This is a genomic window from Enterobacter cloacae complex sp. 418I7 (genome assembly GCF_050030705.1).
Classification (GTDB): Bacteria; Pseudomonadota; Gammaproteobacteria; order Enterobacterales; family Enterobacteriaceae; genus Enterobacter; species Enterobacter intestinihominis.
On sequence record NZ_JBLGUU010000001.1, the window covers coordinates 1,236,361 to 1,253,936 of the forward strand.

Below are 17,576 nucleotides of genomic sequence, written 5' to 3' on the forward strand. Positions count from 1 at the left end.
AATGAAGGATTTACGCAGATGGTTTCCAGTCGCCTTGAGATGCGCGGTATCAGCCTGGCCTTTTCCGGCTTTCAGGCCCTGTCGCGCGTGGATTTCACCCTGAATGGCGGGTCGGTGCATGCGCTGACCGGCGCCAACGGCGCGGGAAAATCGACGTTGATGGCGGTGCTGTGTGGGACGCACGATCGTTATGAAGGCGAAATCTGCATTAACAACCAGCAGGTAAGCATCCGCGAGCCGCTGGACGCCAAACGGCTGGGTATCCACCTTGTGCAGCAGGAGGTGGACGTGGCGCTGATCCCCGGGCTGAGCATTGCGGAGAACATTATGCTCGACCAGCTGGCGCAGCCGGGACACCGCTACAGCTGGCGCGCGATTCGTCAGCAGGCGCTGCAGGCGCTGGCGCAGCTGGATGTTTCGCTGGACGTTCGCCGTTCCATCGACAGCTGCACGCTGGCTGAAAAGCAGCAGATTTTGCTGGCGCGGGCGCTCTCGCACCACTGCCGTTTTCTCATTCTCGATGAGCCCACCGCGCCGCTGGACGCGCACGAAAGCGAGCGTCTGTTTGCGGTAGTAAGACGTCTGCAACAGCAGGGCATTGGCGTGGTGTTTATTTCTCACCGCATTCACGAGCTGAAGGCCATCTGCGACACCCTGACGGTGCTGCGCGACGGCAGGCTGATTGAGTCCGGCCCGATGGCGGATCTGAGCGGAGAGGAGATCGTCGAGAAGATGCTCGGCCACGAGCTGAGCGATATCTATCCGCCCCCGCGACCGCCGCACGGTGAAGAGATGCTGCTGCGGGTGGAAGGCCTGCACGACGACGCGCTGCTGAAAGATATCTCCCTGCATCTGCGCAAAGGTGAAATCCTCGGCATTGCCGGGCTGGCGGGGGCGGGGAAAACGGAACTCTGCAAGGCGCTGTTTGGCGCCAGCAAAAGCCGCGTGGCGCGTGGCGAGCTGAACCATCAGGCCTGGAAACCGCGCGATCCGGCAGACTCGGTGCTACGCGGTCTGGCGCTGGTGCCGGAGGAGCGGCGCAAAGAGGGCATTTTTATCGACGAGCCGGTGAGCATGAACCTTGCCGTGTGCGCCGATAACAGTTTCTCGCGCTGGAGCCTGTTTGGTCATCGTCAGGCGTGGCGCTGGGCGGAAGAGGTGATTGCCCGCGTCGGCGTGCGCACGCGCGGGCCGGGGCAGGTGCTGCGTCGGCTTTCCGGCGGTAACCAGCAGAAGGTCGCCATCGGGAAATGGCTGCGCAATGACGCCAGCGTGCTGATATTCGACGAGCCGACCAAAGGCGTGGACGTGAAGGCCAAAACCGATCTGTTTCAGCTGATCGACGGCCTGGCGCGCGAGGGCAAAGGGGTGATTTACGCCTCGGGTGAATTTGCCGAGCTGGTCGGTCTGTGCGACCGCATCTGCGTGCTGTGGGACGGGCGCATCGTGGCGGAAATCGCCGGGGCAGAGGCCCGGGAAGAAACACTACTTTATTATTCAACCGGAGGAACGGCGTCGTGAGCAAGGCCCTTTCAGTGACCACGGCGGCGTCTGGCCGTCAGCAGATTTTCGATTTTCTTTATAAGTGGGGCATGCTGCTGACCGTCGTCGCGCTGGTGGCGGTGTTTGGCCTGGCGTCGGACAGCTTCCTCGACCCGAACAACATCATCAACATTCTGCGCTCGATTGCCATCGTGACGGTGATTGCCGTTGGCGTCTCTATTTCGCTGACCGTCGGCGGGTTCGATCTCTCCGTGGGATCTACCGCGTCGCTGGCGAACGCGCTGGTGATTTCGCTTTTCGTCTGGCACGGCTTCGGCACCACCGAGTCGATTCTGCTGACCCTCGCGCTCTGTACGCTGGTCGGCCTGTTTAACGCCTTTCTGATCGTCATCCTGCGCATTCCGGACATGCTCGCGACCCTTGCCAGCCTGTTTGTCATTCAGGGTGTGGCGATGACCTACAGCTACGGCGGGTCGATTACCGAGAACATGGTACTGCCGAGCGGCGACATGGCGGAAGGGACCATTCCGGCGGCGTTTGGCCTGCTCGGGCAGGTGCCGACCATTGTGATCGTCATGCTGGTGGTGACGATTCTGGCACAGCTGGGCCTGTCGCTGACCACCCATGGACGCCGGATGTATGCCATTGGCGGCAACCCCGAAGCCGCGCGCCTCTCCGGCATTCGCACCACCCGCTACAAGGTGGCAGCCTACGTGATTGCCTCTCTGCTGGCGGGGCTGGGCGGCATTCTGCTGGCCTCGCGTATTGGTTCATCGCAGGTGAATGCGGGCGGCGGCTACCTGATGGACGCGGTGGCGGCGGCGTGGATCGGCTTCTCGCTGGCCGGATCCGGCAAGCCGAACGCGCTGGGTACGCTGGTGGGGGCGGTGATCCTCGGCGTGCTGTCGAACGGGCTGGTGATGCTCTCCGTGCCGTATTACGCCATGGACATTATAAAAGGGCTGGTGCTCGCGGTAGCGCTGGCGATTACCTACATACAAAAACGCTGACAACACAACGGGATAATAAATGAAAAAGATTGCGCTCTCTTTGGTAGCTCTTGGGTTACTCACTTCTCTGCCGGGCCTGGCGGCTACCCCCGCGCCGGTTCCGACCGCCATTGCCAGCCATGACGGCCCGATCCGCATCGCGGTGATCCGCAACCTGGGCTCGGACGACAACACCACGCAGTTTGTTGCCGGGGCGATTCAGGAAGGGAAAAAGCTCGGCTTTAAGGTCAGCACCTTTTTAAGTAACGGGGACGACGCCAAATTCCAGGATTTCGTTAACCAGGCCATCAGCCAGAAATACGACGGGATTATTCTCTCTCAGGGGCGCGATCCGTACTCCACCGCGCTGGTGAAGAAGGCGGTGGATGCCGGGATCAAAGTTTCGGTGTTTGATACCGCTGTGAACGGCGAGATCCCGGGCGTAACCGTTACCCAGCAGGACGATGCCTCCCTGACCAACCTCTCTTTCGGCCAGCTGGCGAAAGATTTCAACGGCAAGGCCAATATCGTCAAGCTATGGGTCGCGGGCTTCCCGCCGATGGAGCGCCGTCAGGCGGCCTACAAAGAACTGCAAAAGCAGTACCCGGAGATTAAAGAGCTGGAGTCCATCGGCGCGGTCTCCTCTGACGTGCAGGGCGACACTGCCAACAAGGTGGGCGCGATCCTCGCGAAATACCCGAAAGGTAAAATCGATGCCATCTGGGGTACCTGGGATGCCTTCAGCCAGGGCGCGTATAAGGCGCTGAAAGAGAACGGCCGAACCGAGATCAAACTCTACAGCATCGACATCTCCAACCAGGATTTACAGCTGATGCGCGAGCCGGGTAGCCCTTGGGCAGTGAGCGTGGCGGTGGATCCGAAGCTGATTGGCGCGACCAACGTACGCCTGATTGCCAATAAGATTGCCGGAGAAGCGACGCCTGCCACTTACGATTTCAAGGCGGCGGCCATTCCGCAGGCGCTGCTGACCGCCCAGCCGGGCGCGGTGAACGTGGCGTCTCTGGGGAAAATCATTCCGGGCTGGGGCCAGACGGAAGATTTTGTTGCGCCGTGGTTTGCGACGCTGGAAGCCAGGTCAAAATAATGGCCGGTGGCGCTTCGCTTACCGGGCCTACGGTGTTGTAGGCCGGATAAGGCGCAGCCGCCATCCGGCGAAAGGACTTATACATGTCTGCATTACCTCAACCCGAATACAGCCGCAATATGCGGCTAATTGGCCATAGCGATCAGGGCGGTCGCCCGGACGGCGTGCAGCTGATGGTGCACCGCGGTTTCGCCTATATCGGCCATATGGTGTCGCAGGGCTTTTCGATAGTGGATGTGCGCGATCCGAAAAAACCAAAAGCCGCAGGATACGTGCCTGCGCCGCCGGGTACCTGGAATGTGCATCTCCAGGCGCATGACGACCTGCTGCTGGTGATCAACGCCCGGGATCTGTTTGCCGATGCGCGTTTTGCCGACGAGAAGGTCTACTACACCCGCCAGGTGGGGGAGACCGTCAGCGATGTGCAGGATAAAGGCTGGAGCGCCGGGCTTCGCGTCTTTGATATCTCCACACCGGACAGGCCACGCGAGATAGGCTTTTTATCGCTGAGCGGCATCGGCATTCACCGCATCTGGTACGTCGGTGGCCGCTGGGCGTATGTCTCAGCGCTGATAGACGGCTTTACCGACTACATCTTTCTGACCATCGATCTGGCGGACCCGCGCAAGCCTGAAGTGGCGGGACGCTGGTGGCTGCCGGGGATGAATCAGGCCGAAGGCGAACAGCCGAACTGGCCGGAAGGCAAACGCTACGCCCTGCACCATGCGATTATTGCAGGCGATACCGCGTACGGCAGCTGGCGCGACGGTGGCCTGACGCTGCTGGACGTGAAGGACCGCACCCGGCCTAAGCTCATTAGCCATCGTAACTGGAGCCCGCCGTTTGGCGGCGGGACGCACACCGCGCTTCCGCTGCCGGATCGCGACCTGCTGGTGGTGCTGGACGAGGCGGTGCTGGATAACCAGCAGGACGGCGAGAAGCTGATCTGGCTGTTTGATATCCGCGAGCCGTCGAACCCGGTGAGCATTTCTACCTTCCCGCAGCCGGATGAAACCGACTACGTGGCGAAAGGGGCGCATTTCGGCCCGCACAACCTGCACGAAAACCGGCCGGGGAGCTTTGTCAGCTCAACGTTGATCTTCGCGACGTACCAGAACGCGGGCGTGCGCGCGTATGACATTTCCAATCCGTATCGCCCGGTGGAAACGGGGGCGCTGGTGCCCGCGGCGCCGGAAAAGATGATGGATACGCGGCCCAATCGCCCGCAGGTGATCCAGTCGTGCGACGTGTTTGTGGATGCGCAGGGGATTATTTACAGCACGGATTATAACGGTGGGATGTCAGTGATTGAGTATCTGGGGTGAGTTTTTGCCGGGTGGCGGCTTCGCCTTACCGGGCCTACATTTTGCACCCGTAGGCCCGGTAAGCGCAGCGCCACCGGGCAAACGTTCTCAACTGTACTGCCGCACTCGCGCTACCAGCTCTTCCGCGCTGTCGATGCGGTCAGCAATCACAATCAGCGCCTTGCCGAGGGTTATCGCGTGGCGCAGGCATTCGTGACGCATCGCTTCATCCTGAATGGTGTCGATATCCGCCACATGGGAAAGCCCGACGCTGCGGCGAATCAGCTCGGTGCCGCAGAATCCGATGGCATCGTGCCAGACCTTTTTCAGGAACGCAGAGGCATAGCCCGGCGCGCTGAGCGCGGCATCGCGCGTGTTCTCATTCGCCAGTGCCTGGAAGCGCTCCGCGAAGGTGTTCCACAGTTCCTGAATATCGGTCAGGCGCTGCTCGCGCGCGGCGGCGGCATCGCGAATGCCCAGATGCCCCGGCAGGCCGCAGAAGTTCAGCAGCAGGTTGCCGATGGCAGTGCCAACGTCAAAGCCAATCGGGCCAAAGTAGCCGAACTCGGCATCGATGGCCTTCAGGCTGCTGTCGGCCACAAAAATCGAGCCGCTGTGAATGTCCCCGTGCAGCAGGGCTTCGGCATGCGAAAAGAAGCGGTGCTTCAGGGAGGCCACGGCGATTTTAAGCTGGGCGTCGTCGCGCAGGGTGGCAACATCGTTCTCCAGATCGGCCGGGTAGCTGTTGCGCGCGTGGATCTGGTACGGATCGTTAAAGAACAGATCTTCGGTGATCTCGCACATCTCCGGGTTGATGAATTTTGCAACCTGCGCTTTTTTCTCGTGCGGATGCAGATAAAAATCGCTGGTGTGGAACAGGGTGTGAGCCAGATATTCACCCAGCTGCCGCGCCGCCTGCGGGTAGTAAATGTTGTTAATCAGCTCGCCGCGCCAGATGCGATGGCTGGAGAGATCTTCCATCACCATCACCGCCAGTTTCGGGTCAAAGTGGTGGATTTTCACCGTGTGCTCAGGGCTGTGCTTGTAATGCTCGACCAGGGTTTGCGCCTCCAGGCGAGCGCGATCCAGCGTCAGCGGCCAGGACTCGCCGACGCAGCGCACATAGGGCAGCGCCTGCTTAACGACGATGCGGCTCACGCCCGCGCGGTCGAAAACTTTAAAGACCAGGTTGAGGTTACCGTCGCCGATTTCCTGCGCCTCCACCAGCGATGACGGATCGTCAAGTCCGCCAAACTGCCTGGCATACTCCACGGCGTCCTGAGCGGTAAAGGTACGGTATTGCGACATGGCCTGCTCCTCAGTTTTGCTAATTAAGACATGTAGACGTCTATACATCTGGATTTCATCCTGACACAATGTGCTACAACAACGCAACAGGGAATTAACGACATGCAGACATTACAGACGACCAGCCTGCGGGTGGCGAATAATCAGCTCTATATTCTCGACCAGCAGGCGCTTCCGCAGGAGAAACGCTGGCTGGATGCCTCGACGGTGGAGGCGCTGGTTGGGCATATCCACGCTCTGCGCGTGCGTGGCGCGCCGTTAATTGGTCTCTCTGCAAGCCTGCTGCTGGCGCTGTTAGCGGAAAGCGGTAAAAGCCGCGACGAGCTGGCGGCGGCGCTGGAGACCCTGCGTGCCTCCCGCCCGACGGCGGTGAACCTGATGAACAATCTCGACCGCATGAAGATTGCGCTGTGGCAGGAAGCGTTCGTTCCGGCGCTGGTGGCTGAAGCGCTGCGCCTGATTAATGAAGACAAACGGCTTTGCGACGCGATTGCGAAAGCGGGTAGCGCGCTGGTGAAGCCCGGCAGCCGCCTGCTGACCCACTGCAATACCGGCGGGCTGGCAACGGCGGGCGTCGGGACGGCGCTGGGGGTGATTGCCCGCGCGCATCAGGCAGGCAACGTCAGCAACGTCTGGGTGGATGAAACCCGTCCGCTGTTGCAGGGCGGCAGGCTGACCGCATGGGAGCTGGGCGAGCTGGGCGTGCCGTATCAGCTGATTACTGACTCCATGGCCGCCAGCCTGATGGCAAAAGGGCAGGTGGATGCCGTGTGGGTGGGGGCAGACCGCATTGCCGCCAACGGCGACGTGGCGAACAAAATCGGCACCTATTCCCTGGCGGTGCTGGCGAAGTTCCACGGTATTCCGTTCTACGTCGCCGCCCCGCAAACGACCCTCGACCGGGACTGCCCGAACGGTGACGCGATCCCGATTGAGCAGCGCGCGGCCAGCGAAGTGACGGGCGTGGCGGGAAGCTTTGGCGCGGTGCAGTGGGCGCCGCAAGAGGCGCAGGTCTATAACCCGGCGTTTGACGTTACCCCCGCCTCGCTGATTAGCGGCTGGGTGCTGGATACGGGCGTGGTCACCCCTGAAGAGGTAGCGAAAGGGAAATTCGCCTGAGTGGGACTATCCTTGTAAGGGGTTCCCTTTAGAGGACGTTATCGTGACGCTCGATCCTGAAACAGACTTAAAACTGGAACGCGTGGTGGACGCACCGCGCGACCTGCTGTGGCTCTGCTGGACCACACCGGAGCACATCAAAAACTTCTTCATTCCTGCTCCCCATAAGGTGACTGAATGCGACCTCGATCTGCGCGTGGGTGGGCGGTTCAATACCGTGTTTGAGGTGGACGGGCAGCGGATGGATAACCGGGGCGTATTTCTTGAAATCGATCCGGGGAACAAGCTGGTCTTTACCGATGGCTATACTGAGGGCTGGAAGCCGGCTGAAAAGCCGTTTATGACGGCGATCCTGCTGCTGGAAGATGTGGGTGAGGGCAAGACCCGCTACACGGCGATAGCGCGTCACCCAACGAAGGAGATCCGCGAGCAGCATGAACAGATGGGCTTCCACGAAGGGTGGGGCGTGGTGTTGGATCAGCTGGTGGGGTATGTGAAAGGGCTGAAACGGTAGTGCCCTTAGACCCCCTCTCCCTTGAGGGAGAGGGCTGGGGTGAGGGGGGAGAATTCATTGATTATGTTAAAGACAGATTTCTCTTTTTGGTATTCCTCATCTGACGAAATACTCGCTCTCCCTTTTCATCAAAGTATCTTTCCGGCCATATCACATCGGGTGGAATGTCTGGCGCCTGAGCGATAAGCAGTTCACCTTTAGGCCATGGTCGGGTAAGCGCATTTGCCAGTGTGGATGAGGAAAGGCCAGCCTTTCTGGACAACGCAGCCAGGCTTGTTCCATGTTTCTTTAGTGCAGCGATAATGTCGGCCGGGTGCCAGTTCTGATGTTGCATTGTGTCCTCCTTACATGTGTTCGTTACGTGCTCAATTATCCTATTTTGGGATAAGAAGGCAGCGGGAGGATATTCGATTTCAGGATATTTGTATGGAATCGGAACAATGGCTTCAGTTTACTCGGATGAATACCAGCGTGTTATCAATGCGTTGAAGAAAGCGCGTAAAGAGAAGGGGATGACTCAGGCGCAGCTTGCGGAGGCACTGGGAAAACCACAATCGTTTATTGCTAAAGTGGAAAACGGTGAGCGTAGGTTGGACGTGGTGGAGTTTGTGCATCTGGCGAGGCTGGTTGGCACAGATGTGCAGAGGATTATCGCCAGTATTTAATTAATGCCTGAGTATGGAACTGACCCCCTGAGCCGTATGTTCCCCTCACCCTAACCCTCTCCCCAGAGGGGCGAGGGGATAGCACGGTGCTCGCATTACTTTGCGGGGTAGGGAGAAAAGATCATGCCAGCCTTGGATACGCATCCGCGATTGCATCGCCCGTAAACTGGGCAACCCAGCCTTCCGGATTGTCGAAAATACGAATGGCGGTAAAGTTCGGCTCTGAACCCATGTCAAACCAGTGCGGCGTGCCTGCAGGTACGGAAATCAGGTCGTTTTTCTCGCACAGCACCTGATACACCTCATCGCCGATGTGCAGGCAGAATAGTCCCGCCCCTTCCACGAAAAAGCGCACTTCGTCTTCGCCGTGAGTGTGTTCGTTCAGAAACTTCGCGCGCAGCGCCTCTTTCTGCGGATTGTCGGCGCGAAGGCTAATCACGTCCCAGCTCTGATAACCTTTCTCTGCCACCAGCTTGTCGATTGCATGCTGATACGCCTCAATCACGGCTTCAGGCGCGGGATCCTGCCCTAAATCACGGTCTGCCGCCCAGCGTTCAAACCGCACGCCTTTGGCGTTGAGCTGTTGGGCAATCTCGGCGGCGTCGGTGCTGTGCCACAGGTGATGACTGGCGTCTTTATCGGAATAAATGGTCAATGCGCTCATGAAGGGATCTGCTCCGGGTTAATCTCGTCAAACTGGTGGATCTGATGGTGATGGCTTGCGCCGTCATCTTCACCGCGTATCAGTTGCAGGGTGCGAAAACCCGCCTGTTCAGCCGCGTCCAGCTCCTGATGAATATCCGACAGGAACAGGATCTGCGACGGGGCGATGCCCGTTTGCGCCGCAATATTTTGATAAGACTGCACCTCACGCTTGGCGCCGATGCGGGTATCAAAATAGCCGCTGAACAGATGAGTAATATCACCTTCGTCGCTGTAGCCAAATAACAGTTTCTGCGCGGCGACGGAGCCAGAGGAATAAACATAGAGATCAATCCCTTGTGCCTTCCATTTTTCCAGCGCGGGCAGTACATCAGGGTAGAGATGGCCGGTAAAGTCACCGTTGACGTAACCGTCCTGCCAGATGATGCCTTGCAGGGCTTTGAGCGCCGTCGATTTGCGGTCTTCATCCATAAAGGTAAACAGCACGTTGATGAGATCGCTGACGCTGGCATGCGGAGTGCTGATTTCATCGCGCAGGTTGTCCAGAATCGATTTGACCGGCTCGGCGTACTGCTGCGCGGTCACAAAGGCCGCCAGCCGCTCACGCGCGTAAGGGAACAAAACATCATGGACAAAACGGATATCGCTGGTGGTCCCTTCAATATCCGTCACAATCGCGCGAATCATACTCTCTCCCATTGTCGTAAACGCATTTCGCATTCAAATAAGAATTCTAAACCTTCCAGATGACGGCGGGCTTCGGCCACGTCGCGTCCCCAGCAGGTTAAGCCATGACCGCGCAGAAGAAAACCATAATTAAGCGGGCGTTCCTGCGCGTAATGGGCGATGCGAGAGGCGAGGGCGTCGATGTCCTGGTCATTATCAAACACCGGGATGGCCACCGTATCCCGATGCGTGGTCTGCCCGGTAAGGGATTTTTGCATCTCGAAGCCGGAGATCTTCAGCTCGGTCTCGTTGACCAGCCGCGACAGCACCGTGGCATTGACGGTGTGAACGTGCAGGACGGCGTTAGCCTCCGGGAACAGGCGATAGATGAGGGTATGCAGCCCGGTCTCTGCCGACGGTTTACGGCCAGAAGGCGCACGGTTGGTGGCGATTTCAACCTGTAGAAAATCGGCGGTGGTCAGGCTGCCTTTGTCTTTTCCGGATTCGCTCAGCCAGCACAGATGTTCATCCTGACGCACGGACATATTGCCGCCGGTAGCGGGCGCCCAGCCTTTAGCGCCAATCCAGCGGCAGGCCTCGACCAGGTGTGTGAGTTGCAGGTTGTCTGTCATTTCCTTTTACCCTCTCGGTCAGGAATATTTATATCATTTAGACGTCTAAGCGTCTTGATTGCCAAAGACTAACATCGTGTTATAGTGTCAGCAACATAAGTATTACAGGCAGGCACACTACAATGAGCAATAACCCGTTGATCCCGCAGAGTAAACTTCCGAATCTCGGCACGACGATTTTTACGCAGATGAGCGCCCTGGCGCAGCAGCACAACGCCATTAACCTCTCACAAGGTTTCCCGGATTTTGACGGGCCGAAATATTTGCAGGAGCGTCTGGCGTACCACGTTGCGCAGGGAGCCAACCAGTATGCGCCGATGACCGGCGTGCAGGCGTTGCGTGAAGCCATTGCGGATAAAACGGCGGAGTTATACGGCCATAAGCCTGACGCGAACAGCGATATCACGGTAACCGCAGGGGCGACCGAAGCGCTGTATGCGGCGATAACCGCCCTGGTGCGTACGGGCGATGAGGTGATTTGTTTTGACCCGAGCTACGATAGCTACGCCCCGGCGATTGAACTGGCCGGTGGCGTGGTGAAACGCGTGGCGCTCCAGCCGCCGCATTTTCGTCCGGACTGGCAGGCGTTTGCCGCGCTGCTGAGCGATAAAACCCGGCTGGTGATCCTGAATACGCCACACAACCCATCGGCGACGGTGTGGCAGAAAAGCGATTTTGCCGCCCTGTGGCAGGCCATCGCCGAACGTGAAATCTATGTTCTGAGCGACGAGGTGTATGAGCACATCTGCTTTGCCGAGGAGGGTCATGCCAGCGTGCTGGCGCATCCGCAGCTTCGCGAGCGCGCAATCGCGGTATCATCATTTGGGAAAACCTACCATATGACCGGCTGGAAGGTAGGGTACTGCGTGGCGCCCGCCGCCATCAGCGCTGAGCTGCGTAAAGTGCACCAGTATTTGACGTTTGCCGTAAACACACCCGCCCAGCTGGCGCTGGCGGATATGCTGCGCGCTGAACCTGAACATTACCGGGACCTGCCAGCTTTTTACCGTGCGCGGCGGGATCGGTTTGTGACTGCCTTGAGCGAGAGTCGGCTGGAGATCCTGCCATGCGAAGGCACCTACTTCCTGCTGGCGGACTACAGCGCGATATCCGATCTGGATGATGTCAGTTTTTGCCAGTGGCTGACGAAAGAGGTGGGCGTGGCGGCCATTCCGCTGTCGGTGTTCTGCGCCGATCCCTTCCCGCATAAACTGATTCGTCTTTGCTTTGCGAAGCAGGAGTCGACGCTGCTGGCAGCGGCTGCGCGCTTAAATTCGCTCTGACTATTCAACCGTCCAGGCTTCTGAAAAACGACGGTCCGCGAAGAGTTCCAGCAGACCATTGATTTGCTTCAGTCGCAGCACTTCATCGCTGTCCATACCCAACTCCAGGCCAATTTTCTGCTCACTCCAGCCCATAAGCACCAGTTCTCGCACGATTTCTGACATGGCATTGATCTGGTGGCGTCCACGCGCGCGGTTGTGACGAATGGTTGTAGCCATGCGATCGAACTTTTCCTGGCGTGCTTTACGCAGGCAGGTAACAGGGAGGTAACCTTTAAGTTGACGCTTCAGAATAGCCCGATGACTGCCAAGCTCATGGCGATGGAATCCATCGACAATTTCATAGCTCTCAGGCGCATTTTCCGTCACAACGATAGGTTGTGTGAATCCATCCAGCTCCAGTGATTTGCTGAGTAACCGCTTCTCCGCCGGAGCGACATTATTTGGGTTGTAGTCATTGGCGGTGATGTCAGTCTGTTTTATCCACAATACGCAGTCGACGGGTTGATTATTAAAAGGGCTGATTTCGTGTAATGCCTGGCGAAAGGCATTAATAGCGCCGATTTTCTCTTCTTCAGAAAGGGCCTGCAGGTACGTCTGCATTTCTCTGATTATTTGCTGCTGCATAAAATCCCCCATTCCTTGCGTTTGGCTTTCACTCTTTCGCTGTAGCGTTGATAGTGTTTAGGTTTGTTTGGACTAAATGAGAGAGCCCGGCACCAGTAGTCATTGTTGAGTAAAACCTTGCAAATGCGTCGCCAGGAAGGGATATCTTTTGCGCCAATGTCACCCTCCTGCGTATCGGGAATATCGTCCAGGCCTCGCTTTTGATACCAGTGGAGATAAATTGCGATTTTATTTCGGTAATGTTCCGCCGTATTTTGCGGCATGCTGTCGAGTAGCAGCATGGCGTATTCGCGCCAGCCGAGATGGTCAGGTTTCAGGATCTTCCGGTGGCCATAAAAATGGTTATCGTGCCCGGCATAAATACCTCCACTTCGCACGCCGCAGGCGCGTTCACACATAGCCGCCCAGCGTTCGGGTTCAATGACATGATAGAGCCATAAGCCCTGACGCTGTTCCGGACCAAACGGTTCGCAGATGCGCATATAACGCGGCGGCACCCCCGCCTTGTACATCAGGTCGTATAACGGGTTATAGCAACATTTTGATTTCGCGAACCACGTCCAGATGTCGGCGGTTTTCCAGTCGTACAGTGGGTAGATATACCAGGCGTGCCCACCCGGGGCGACGGTCGTCCAGGGTTTATCGTCAGAAAAGCGCTGCTTACGCGCCGACGCGATAGCCAGAAAGCGGTTGTAAGATTCATCGGCGCGGATCCCCACCATGACTGCGGCAGGACGTCTTTGCGCATACCATTCGGCAAACTCGCGCACGAAGGCTTCAAACGTCATTCCCTGCTGATAAAAATCGAAATAGTGATAATCGGTAATGGCATCTTCTGGTGGCTGGCGAACCCAGTTTGTTCCGGGTTCCCAGCACTGCCATTCAGGTTGAAACTGTGACAGGGCGTTTTGGGTCGTGAGCGGAAGCGCTACCCACCAGAACTGGTGGATAACATCCCGATAGAGCGTTTTCATAGCGTCAACATGCTGAATGGTCGACGAGAATTGCGCTTCCCAGTCCAGAAAGATGACGTCTATTTTTCGCTTTAATTGCCGTGCTTTCTGGGCAACAAGATGCAGCATCACGGTAGAATCTTTTCCACCGGAAAAGGAAACGCATACCTTGGGGAAATTGTTAAGCGTCCAGTGTATGCGTTCCGCAGAAGCGTCTAAAACATTTTCCTGTAAAGGGATTTTATAGTTCGACATGATTAATCGCGTCCTGCGTGTTAAATGTCTTGGGAAAATCAAAACGATATTATGGAATTATTTATCCTTAATTTCACGGAGTCATTTTTTTCGGTTCGCTTTAATTATATTCACCATGCAAATGTATTTTACGCAGACGGCGGAGAAACGCAGAGCTTATGCATTTTTTCAATGAATGTTGAAAAAACAGAGCTATTCAGTGATGAACGGCCGTAGAGCATATAGATCTTTAATTCAGGCAGCGCAAACGGTGGCTCAAGCCTTTTTAATTTCAAAGATTCTTTAAATGTTTCATAGATCGACACGGGGATATAGCCTAACAAATCAGATGAACTGACCATAGAGATGAGAGAGCTAAGGGAGTCGGTGCGAAAAGCAATATTTCTTTCCGGAAAAGCGTCATTGGCCCGACTCTGGAACTCTTTTACACCCGGATGAGCACTCTGGTAAAAAGTGAATTTCTCCTGGTATAGCGCGTCCACCGTAGCTGTGTCAGCGAGCCTTGGGTGGTCTGCTCTACAGATTAAGGCTATCGGCACCGTAGTGAAGTGGGTGCAGACCACAGAGCGATTGTGGATAGGTGCGATAGAGAAGATGAGATCGGCTTTACGATAGGCCAACAAATCTTCCGCTGATTCGGAGGAAATAAGCATATCTCTTTGTTCTATCTCATAATTCTCCTCAGATATTAAAAGCTTCAACGGTTCCAGCATCGAACCAGGAGACACCATTTGAGTGCAATAGATAACGAACTTTTTCTTGATGTCCGAGTGATGCATCATGTTGATCGTCTGCTCAAGCTGATTGAGATTTTTTTCCAGATGATGATGCAAGTTGGTACCTACCGTGGTGGGCGTAATTCCCTTCCCTGAACGGATAAACAGGGGGTCATCAAGCTGACCGCGCAGGCGTTGCAGCGACTGGCTGACGGCGGATGGTGTGATATAAAGCGTCTCGGCAGCCCTACTGATACTGAGATGTTGGTAAATGCATTCGAAGATAACTAACAGATTGAGATCGAATTTTTTTAGGTCGTAGAGGTTTGCCATGTTTCGTCCTGAGTGAGTTGAGTTTGCTGTCGTTATCACACCATGGAGTACGACAGAGTGTAGTTACCCTTTACAATCCGTGTGAATAACTCGCTTAATTTAAAATTTAAGTGATCTTAATATATCACGGCTTTGGATTATTGAAACATATCTTCAAGAGTTATTAAGATAATTTTATCTTTAAAGTGTGATTGAATTATTTGAATGACAAATGGCGTTTATATATAGCGTGAAACCCATAATGAAATTAAATTTATAATGTTTCAATGACCTGTTCGAATCTGCCTATCACAGCCATAGGCAGGACTATCCCTCTTATGCATTGCTCATTGCGCGCAGGGGTGCTGTAATCAAACCGCTGTTACGGCCTTGATACAAGGTATGTAGAGCGCAACGCAACGCCAGCTTCGGCTGGCACTGAATGTACCTGCGGGGAATTCAGGTATCAGGGCCGCCCGTTGAGGCGGCCTTTTTACTTTCAGGCTTTCCTGTAAAAGGTTCACCTTGCTGTCTTGTTGCTGTTGTAAGGTTTGGCTGATTGATTTGATAAAGCATACGCATTAGCCCCGATGAACAAAGTTGGTTACCTTACACCTCAACGAAAACACGGAGGAAGTACAGATGTCCTTGATTAACACCAAAATTAAACCTTTCAAAAACCAGGCGTTCAAAAACGGTGAGTTCATCGAAGTTACTGAGAAAGATACCGAAGGCCGCTGGAGCGTGTTCTTCTTCTATCCGGCTGACTTCACCTTCGTTTGCCCGACCGAACTGGGCGACGTTGCAGACCACTACGAAGAACTGCAAAAGCTGGGCGTAGACGTTTACTCTGTTTCTACCGATACCCACTTCACCCACAAAGCGTGGCACAGCAGCTCTGAAACTATCGCGAAAATCAAATACGCGATGATCGGCGACCCGACTGGCGCCCTGACCCGTAACTTCGACAACATGCGTGAAGATGAAGGCCTGGCTGACCGTGCGACCTTCGTTGTTGACCCGCAGGGCATTATCCAGGCTATCGAAGTTACCGCTGAAGGTATCGGCCGTGATGCATCTGACCTGCTGCGCAAAGTGAAGGCGGCTCAGTACGTTGCTTCTCACCCAGGCGAAGTGTGCCCGGCGAAATGGAAAGAAGGCGAAGCGACGCTGGCGCCATCTCTGGACCTGGTCGGCAAGATCTAAGTCTGTAAAGCCTGGCGGCGCTACGCTTGCACAGGCCTACAGTTTCGTAGGCCGGGTAAACGAAGTGCCACCCGGCAATCAATGGGCGCTCCCCGCGCCCATTTCATTCCAGCACCATGATGCAAGTTGCATTCAGGCAGCCCGTATAAGGCGGCTTGCATGATGACGTTTTAAGAGAGGGAAGAATAATGCTCGACACTAACATGAAAACCCAGCTCAAGGCCTACCTTGAGAAACTGACCAAACCTGTTGAGCTGATTGCCACGCTGGACGACAGCGCGAAATCGGCAGAAATCAAAGCGCTGCTGACAGAGATTGCTGAGCTGTCGCCGAAAGTGACCTTCAAAGAAGACAACACGCTGGCAGTCCGTAAGCCTTCTTTCCTGATCGCCAACCCAGGGTCTGACCAGGGGCCGCGTTTCGCGGGTTCTCCGCTGGGGCACGAATTTACGTCCCTGGTGCTGGCGCTGCTGTGGACCGGTGGTCATCCGTCAAAAGAAGCGCAGGCGCTGCTGGAGCAGATCCGCGATATCGACGGTGATTTTGAGTTTGAAACCTATTACTCGCTCTCCTGCCACAACTGCCCGGACGTGGTGCAGGCGCTGAACCTGATGTCAGTGCTCAACCCACGCATTAAGCACACGGCGATTGACGGCGGTACGTTCCAGAACGAAATCACCGAGCGCAACGTGATGGGCGTTCCAGCGGTTTACCTGAATGGTCAGGAGTTCGGCCAGGGGCGTATGACGCTGACCGAAATCATCGCCAAAGTGGATACCGGCGCAGAAAAACGTGCGGCGGAAGAGTTGAACCAACGTGATGCGTACGACGTGCTGATTGTTGGCTCCGGTCCGGCGGGCGCGGCGGCAGCGGTTTACTCCGCACGTAAGGGGATCCGTACCGGTCTGATGGGCGAGCGTTTCGGTGGTCAGGTTCTGGATACCGTAGACATTGAAAACTACATTTCCGTGCCGAAAACCGAAGGCCAGAAGCTGGCCGGTGCGCTGAAAGCGCACGTCAGCGACTACGACGTGGATGTCATTGACAGCCAGAGCGCCAGCAAACTGGTTCCGGCGGCGGTCGAGGGTGGTTTGCACCAGATTGAAACGGCGTCCGGCGCGGTGCTGAAGGCGCGCAGCGTGATCATTGCCACCGGCGCGAAATGGCGCAACATGAACGTCCCGGGCGAAGATCAGTATCGCACCAAAGGCGTGACCTATTGCCCCCACTGTGACGGCCCGCTGTTCAAAGGTAAACGCGTCGCGGTGATCGGCGGCGGTAACTCCGGCGTGGAAGCGGCTATCGATCTGGCGGGAATTGTGGAACACGTTACCCTGCTGGAGTTCGCCCCTGAGATGAAAGCGGACCAGGTGTTGCAGGATAAGGTGCGTAGCCTGAATAACGTCGACATTGTGCTCAATGCCCAGACGACAGAAGTGAAAGGCGACGGCAGCAAAGTGACTGGTCTGGAATACCGTGACCGCGTGAGCGGCGATATCCACAGCGTAGCGCTGGCAGGGATCTTTGTTCAGATTGGCCTGCTGCCAAACACCACCTGGCTGGAAGGCGCTATTGAGCGTAACCGCATGGGCGAGATCATCATCGATGCGAAATGCGAAACCAGCGTGAAGGGCGTATTTGCGGCGGGCGACTGCACCACCGTGCCGTACAAACAGATCATCATCGCCACTGGCGAAGGGGCGAAAGCGTCGCTGAGCTCGTTTGATTACCTGATCCGCACCAAAACTGCATAATA

General features: G+C 56.3%; 18 protein-coding genes. 10 read left to right on the forward strand and 8 right to left on the reverse strand.

The genetic code is table 11. The annotated features are described in order from the left end of the window. The first annotated feature begins 18 nt into the window (after nt 1-18). The 4 genes from ACQG0S_RS05870 to ACQG0S_RS05885 all read left to right on the forward strand — a co-directional run bounded on the left by ACQG0S_RS05870 (nt 19) and on the right by ACQG0S_RS05885 (nt 4,922). A complete protein-coding gene (locus ACQG0S_RS05870; protein ID WP_169440996.1) occupies nt 19-1,521 on the forward strand; it encodes a sugar ABC transporter ATP-binding protein in 1,503 nt (500 codons plus the stop codon). Beyond that, on the forward strand, nt 1,518-2,513 hold the full coding sequence (locus ACQG0S_RS05875; RefSeq protein ID WP_022647397.1) for an ABC transporter permease: 996 nt from the start codon (nt 1,518-1,520) through the stop codon (nt 2,511-2,513). The genes ACQG0S_RS05870 and ACQG0S_RS05875 overlap by 4 nt, the downstream gene beginning before the upstream one ends. Before the next feature lie 19 nt (nt 2,514-2,532). Further along, the gene (locus tag ACQG0S_RS05880; protein ID WP_023299568.1) at nt 2,533-3,597 is read left to right on the forward strand and encodes a sugar ABC transporter substrate-binding protein; all 1,065 of its coding nucleotides are present in this window, start codon (nt 2,533-2,535) and stop codon (nt 3,595-3,597) included. Between the two features lie 83 nt (nt 3,598-3,680). Continuing rightward, on the forward strand, nt 3,681-4,922 hold the full coding sequence (locus tag ACQG0S_RS05885) for an LVIVD repeat-containing protein (RefSeq protein WP_023299569.1): 1,242 nt from the start codon (nt 3,681-3,683) through the stop codon (nt 4,920-4,922). An 87-nt stretch (nt 4,923-5,009) separates the two neighbouring features. Here the strand turns inward: ACQG0S_RS05885 and mtnK are convergent, their stop codons facing one another. Next, entirely contained in the window at nt 5,010-6,209 is a 1,200-nt protein-coding gene (gene mtnK / locus ACQG0S_RS05890; protein ID WP_169441000.1) for an S-methyl-5-thioribose kinase, read from the reverse strand. A 102-nt stretch (nt 6,210-6,311) separates the two neighbouring features. Between mtnK and mtnA the strand changes: the two genes are divergently transcribed. Together mtnA and ACQG0S_RS05900 are read left to right on the forward strand one after the other, a co-directional pair. Beyond that, nucleotides 6,312-7,328 (forward strand): S-methyl-5-thioribose-1-phosphate isomerase, encoded by a 1,017-nt coding sequence (gene mtnA / locus ACQG0S_RS05895; protein ID WP_022647401.1) that lies wholly within the window; start codon nt 6,312-6,314, stop codon nt 7,326-7,328. Between the two features lie 43 nt (nt 7,329-7,371). Continuing rightward, nucleotides 7,372-7,842, forward strand: a complete 471-nt coding sequence (locus ACQG0S_RS05900; protein WP_045622238.1) for an SRPBCC family protein — start codon at nt 7,372-7,374, stop codon at nt 7,840-7,842. 61 nt (nt 7,843-7,903) lie between these two features. Here ACQG0S_RS05900 and ACQG0S_RS05905 read toward each other — a convergent pair whose 3' ends face one another. After that, the gene (locus ACQG0S_RS05905) at nt 7,904-8,176 is read right to left on the reverse strand and encodes a helix-turn-helix domain-containing protein (RefSeq protein ID WP_169441004.1); all 273 of its coding nucleotides are present in this window, start codon (nt 8,174-8,176) and stop codon (nt 7,904-7,906) included. 106 nt (nt 8,177-8,282) lie between these two features. Between ACQG0S_RS05905 and ACQG0S_RS05910 the strand changes: the two genes are divergently transcribed. Next, a complete protein-coding gene (locus ACQG0S_RS05910) occupies nt 8,283-8,507 on the forward strand; it encodes a helix-turn-helix transcriptional regulator (protein ID WP_058677436.1) in 225 nt (74 codons plus the stop codon). Between the two features lie 121 nt (nt 8,508-8,628). On the opposite strand, the gene ACQG0S_RS05915 is transcribed toward ACQG0S_RS05910, so the two are convergent. From ACQG0S_RS05915 to ACQG0S_RS05925, 3 genes are read right to left on the reverse strand one after another with little or no spacing between them, the layout of a single operon-like run. Beyond that, nucleotides 8,629-9,171, reverse strand: a complete 543-nt coding sequence (locus ACQG0S_RS05915) for a 1,2-dihydroxy-3-keto-5-methylthiopentene dioxygenase (protein ID WP_058645960.1) — start codon at nt 9,169-9,171, stop codon at nt 8,629-8,631. Then, a complete protein-coding gene (gene mtnC / locus ACQG0S_RS05920) occupies nt 9,168-9,857 on the reverse strand; it encodes an acireductone synthase (protein ID WP_022647406.1) in 690 nt (229 codons plus the stop codon). The genes ACQG0S_RS05915 and mtnC overlap by 4 nt, the downstream gene beginning before the upstream one ends. Continuing rightward, on the reverse strand, nt 9,854-10,468 hold the full coding sequence (locus ACQG0S_RS05925; protein WP_022647407.1) for a methylthioribulose 1-phosphate dehydratase: 615 nt from the start codon (nt 10,466-10,468) through the stop codon (nt 9,854-9,856). Before ACQG0S_RS05925 ends, mtnC begins: the two co-directional genes overlap by 4 nt. Before the next feature lie 122 nt (nt 10,469-10,590). Here ACQG0S_RS05925 and ACQG0S_RS05930 point away from each other — a divergent pair, with 122 nt between their 5' ends. Next, nucleotides 10,591-11,751 (forward strand): pyridoxal phosphate-dependent aminotransferase, encoded by a 1,161-nt coding sequence (locus ACQG0S_RS05930; RefSeq protein ID WP_032676370.1) that lies wholly within the window; start codon nt 10,591-10,593, stop codon nt 11,749-11,751. Here the strand turns inward: ACQG0S_RS05930 and ACQG0S_RS05935 are convergent, their stop codons facing one another. The 3 genes from ACQG0S_RS05935 to citR all read right to left on the reverse strand — a co-directional run bounded on the left by ACQG0S_RS05935 (nt 11,752) and on the right by citR (nt 14,635). Then, nucleotides 11,752-12,378 (reverse strand): IbrB-like domain-containing protein, encoded by a 627-nt coding sequence (locus ACQG0S_RS05935; RefSeq protein WP_032624678.1) that lies wholly within the window; start codon nt 12,376-12,378, stop codon nt 11,752-11,754. It lies immediately after the preceding gene. Beyond that, the gene (locus tag ACQG0S_RS05940; protein ID WP_045308962.1) at nt 12,363-13,586 is read right to left on the reverse strand and encodes a phosphoadenosine phosphosulfate reductase; all 1,224 of its coding nucleotides are present in this window, start codon (nt 13,584-13,586) and stop codon (nt 12,363-12,365) included. The genes ACQG0S_RS05935 and ACQG0S_RS05940 overlap by 16 nt, the downstream gene beginning before the upstream one ends. 128 nt (nt 13,587-13,714) lie before the next feature. Next, nucleotides 13,715-14,635, reverse strand: a complete 921-nt coding sequence (gene citR / locus ACQG0S_RS05945; RefSeq protein WP_022647411.1) for a DNA-binding transcriptional repressor CitR — start codon at nt 14,633-14,635, stop codon at nt 13,715-13,717. Nucleotides 14,636-15,256: 621 nt separating this feature from the next. On the opposite strand from citR, the gene ahpC reads away from it, so the two are divergent. Beyond that, nucleotides 15,257-15,820, forward strand: coding sequence for an alkyl hydroperoxide reductase subunit C (gene ahpC, locus ACQG0S_RS05950; RefSeq protein WP_014882974.1), 564 nt, complete (start codon nt 15,257-15,259; stop codon nt 15,818-15,820). A 188-nt stretch (nt 15,821-16,008) separates the two neighbouring features. Continuing rightward, the gene (gene ahpF / locus ACQG0S_RS05955; protein ID WP_048965630.1) at nt 16,009-17,574 is read left to right on the forward strand and encodes an alkyl hydroperoxide reductase subunit F; all 1,566 of its coding nucleotides are present in this window, start codon (nt 16,009-16,011) and stop codon (nt 17,572-17,574) included. The last annotated feature ends 2 nt before the right edge of the window (nt 17,575-17,576 follow it).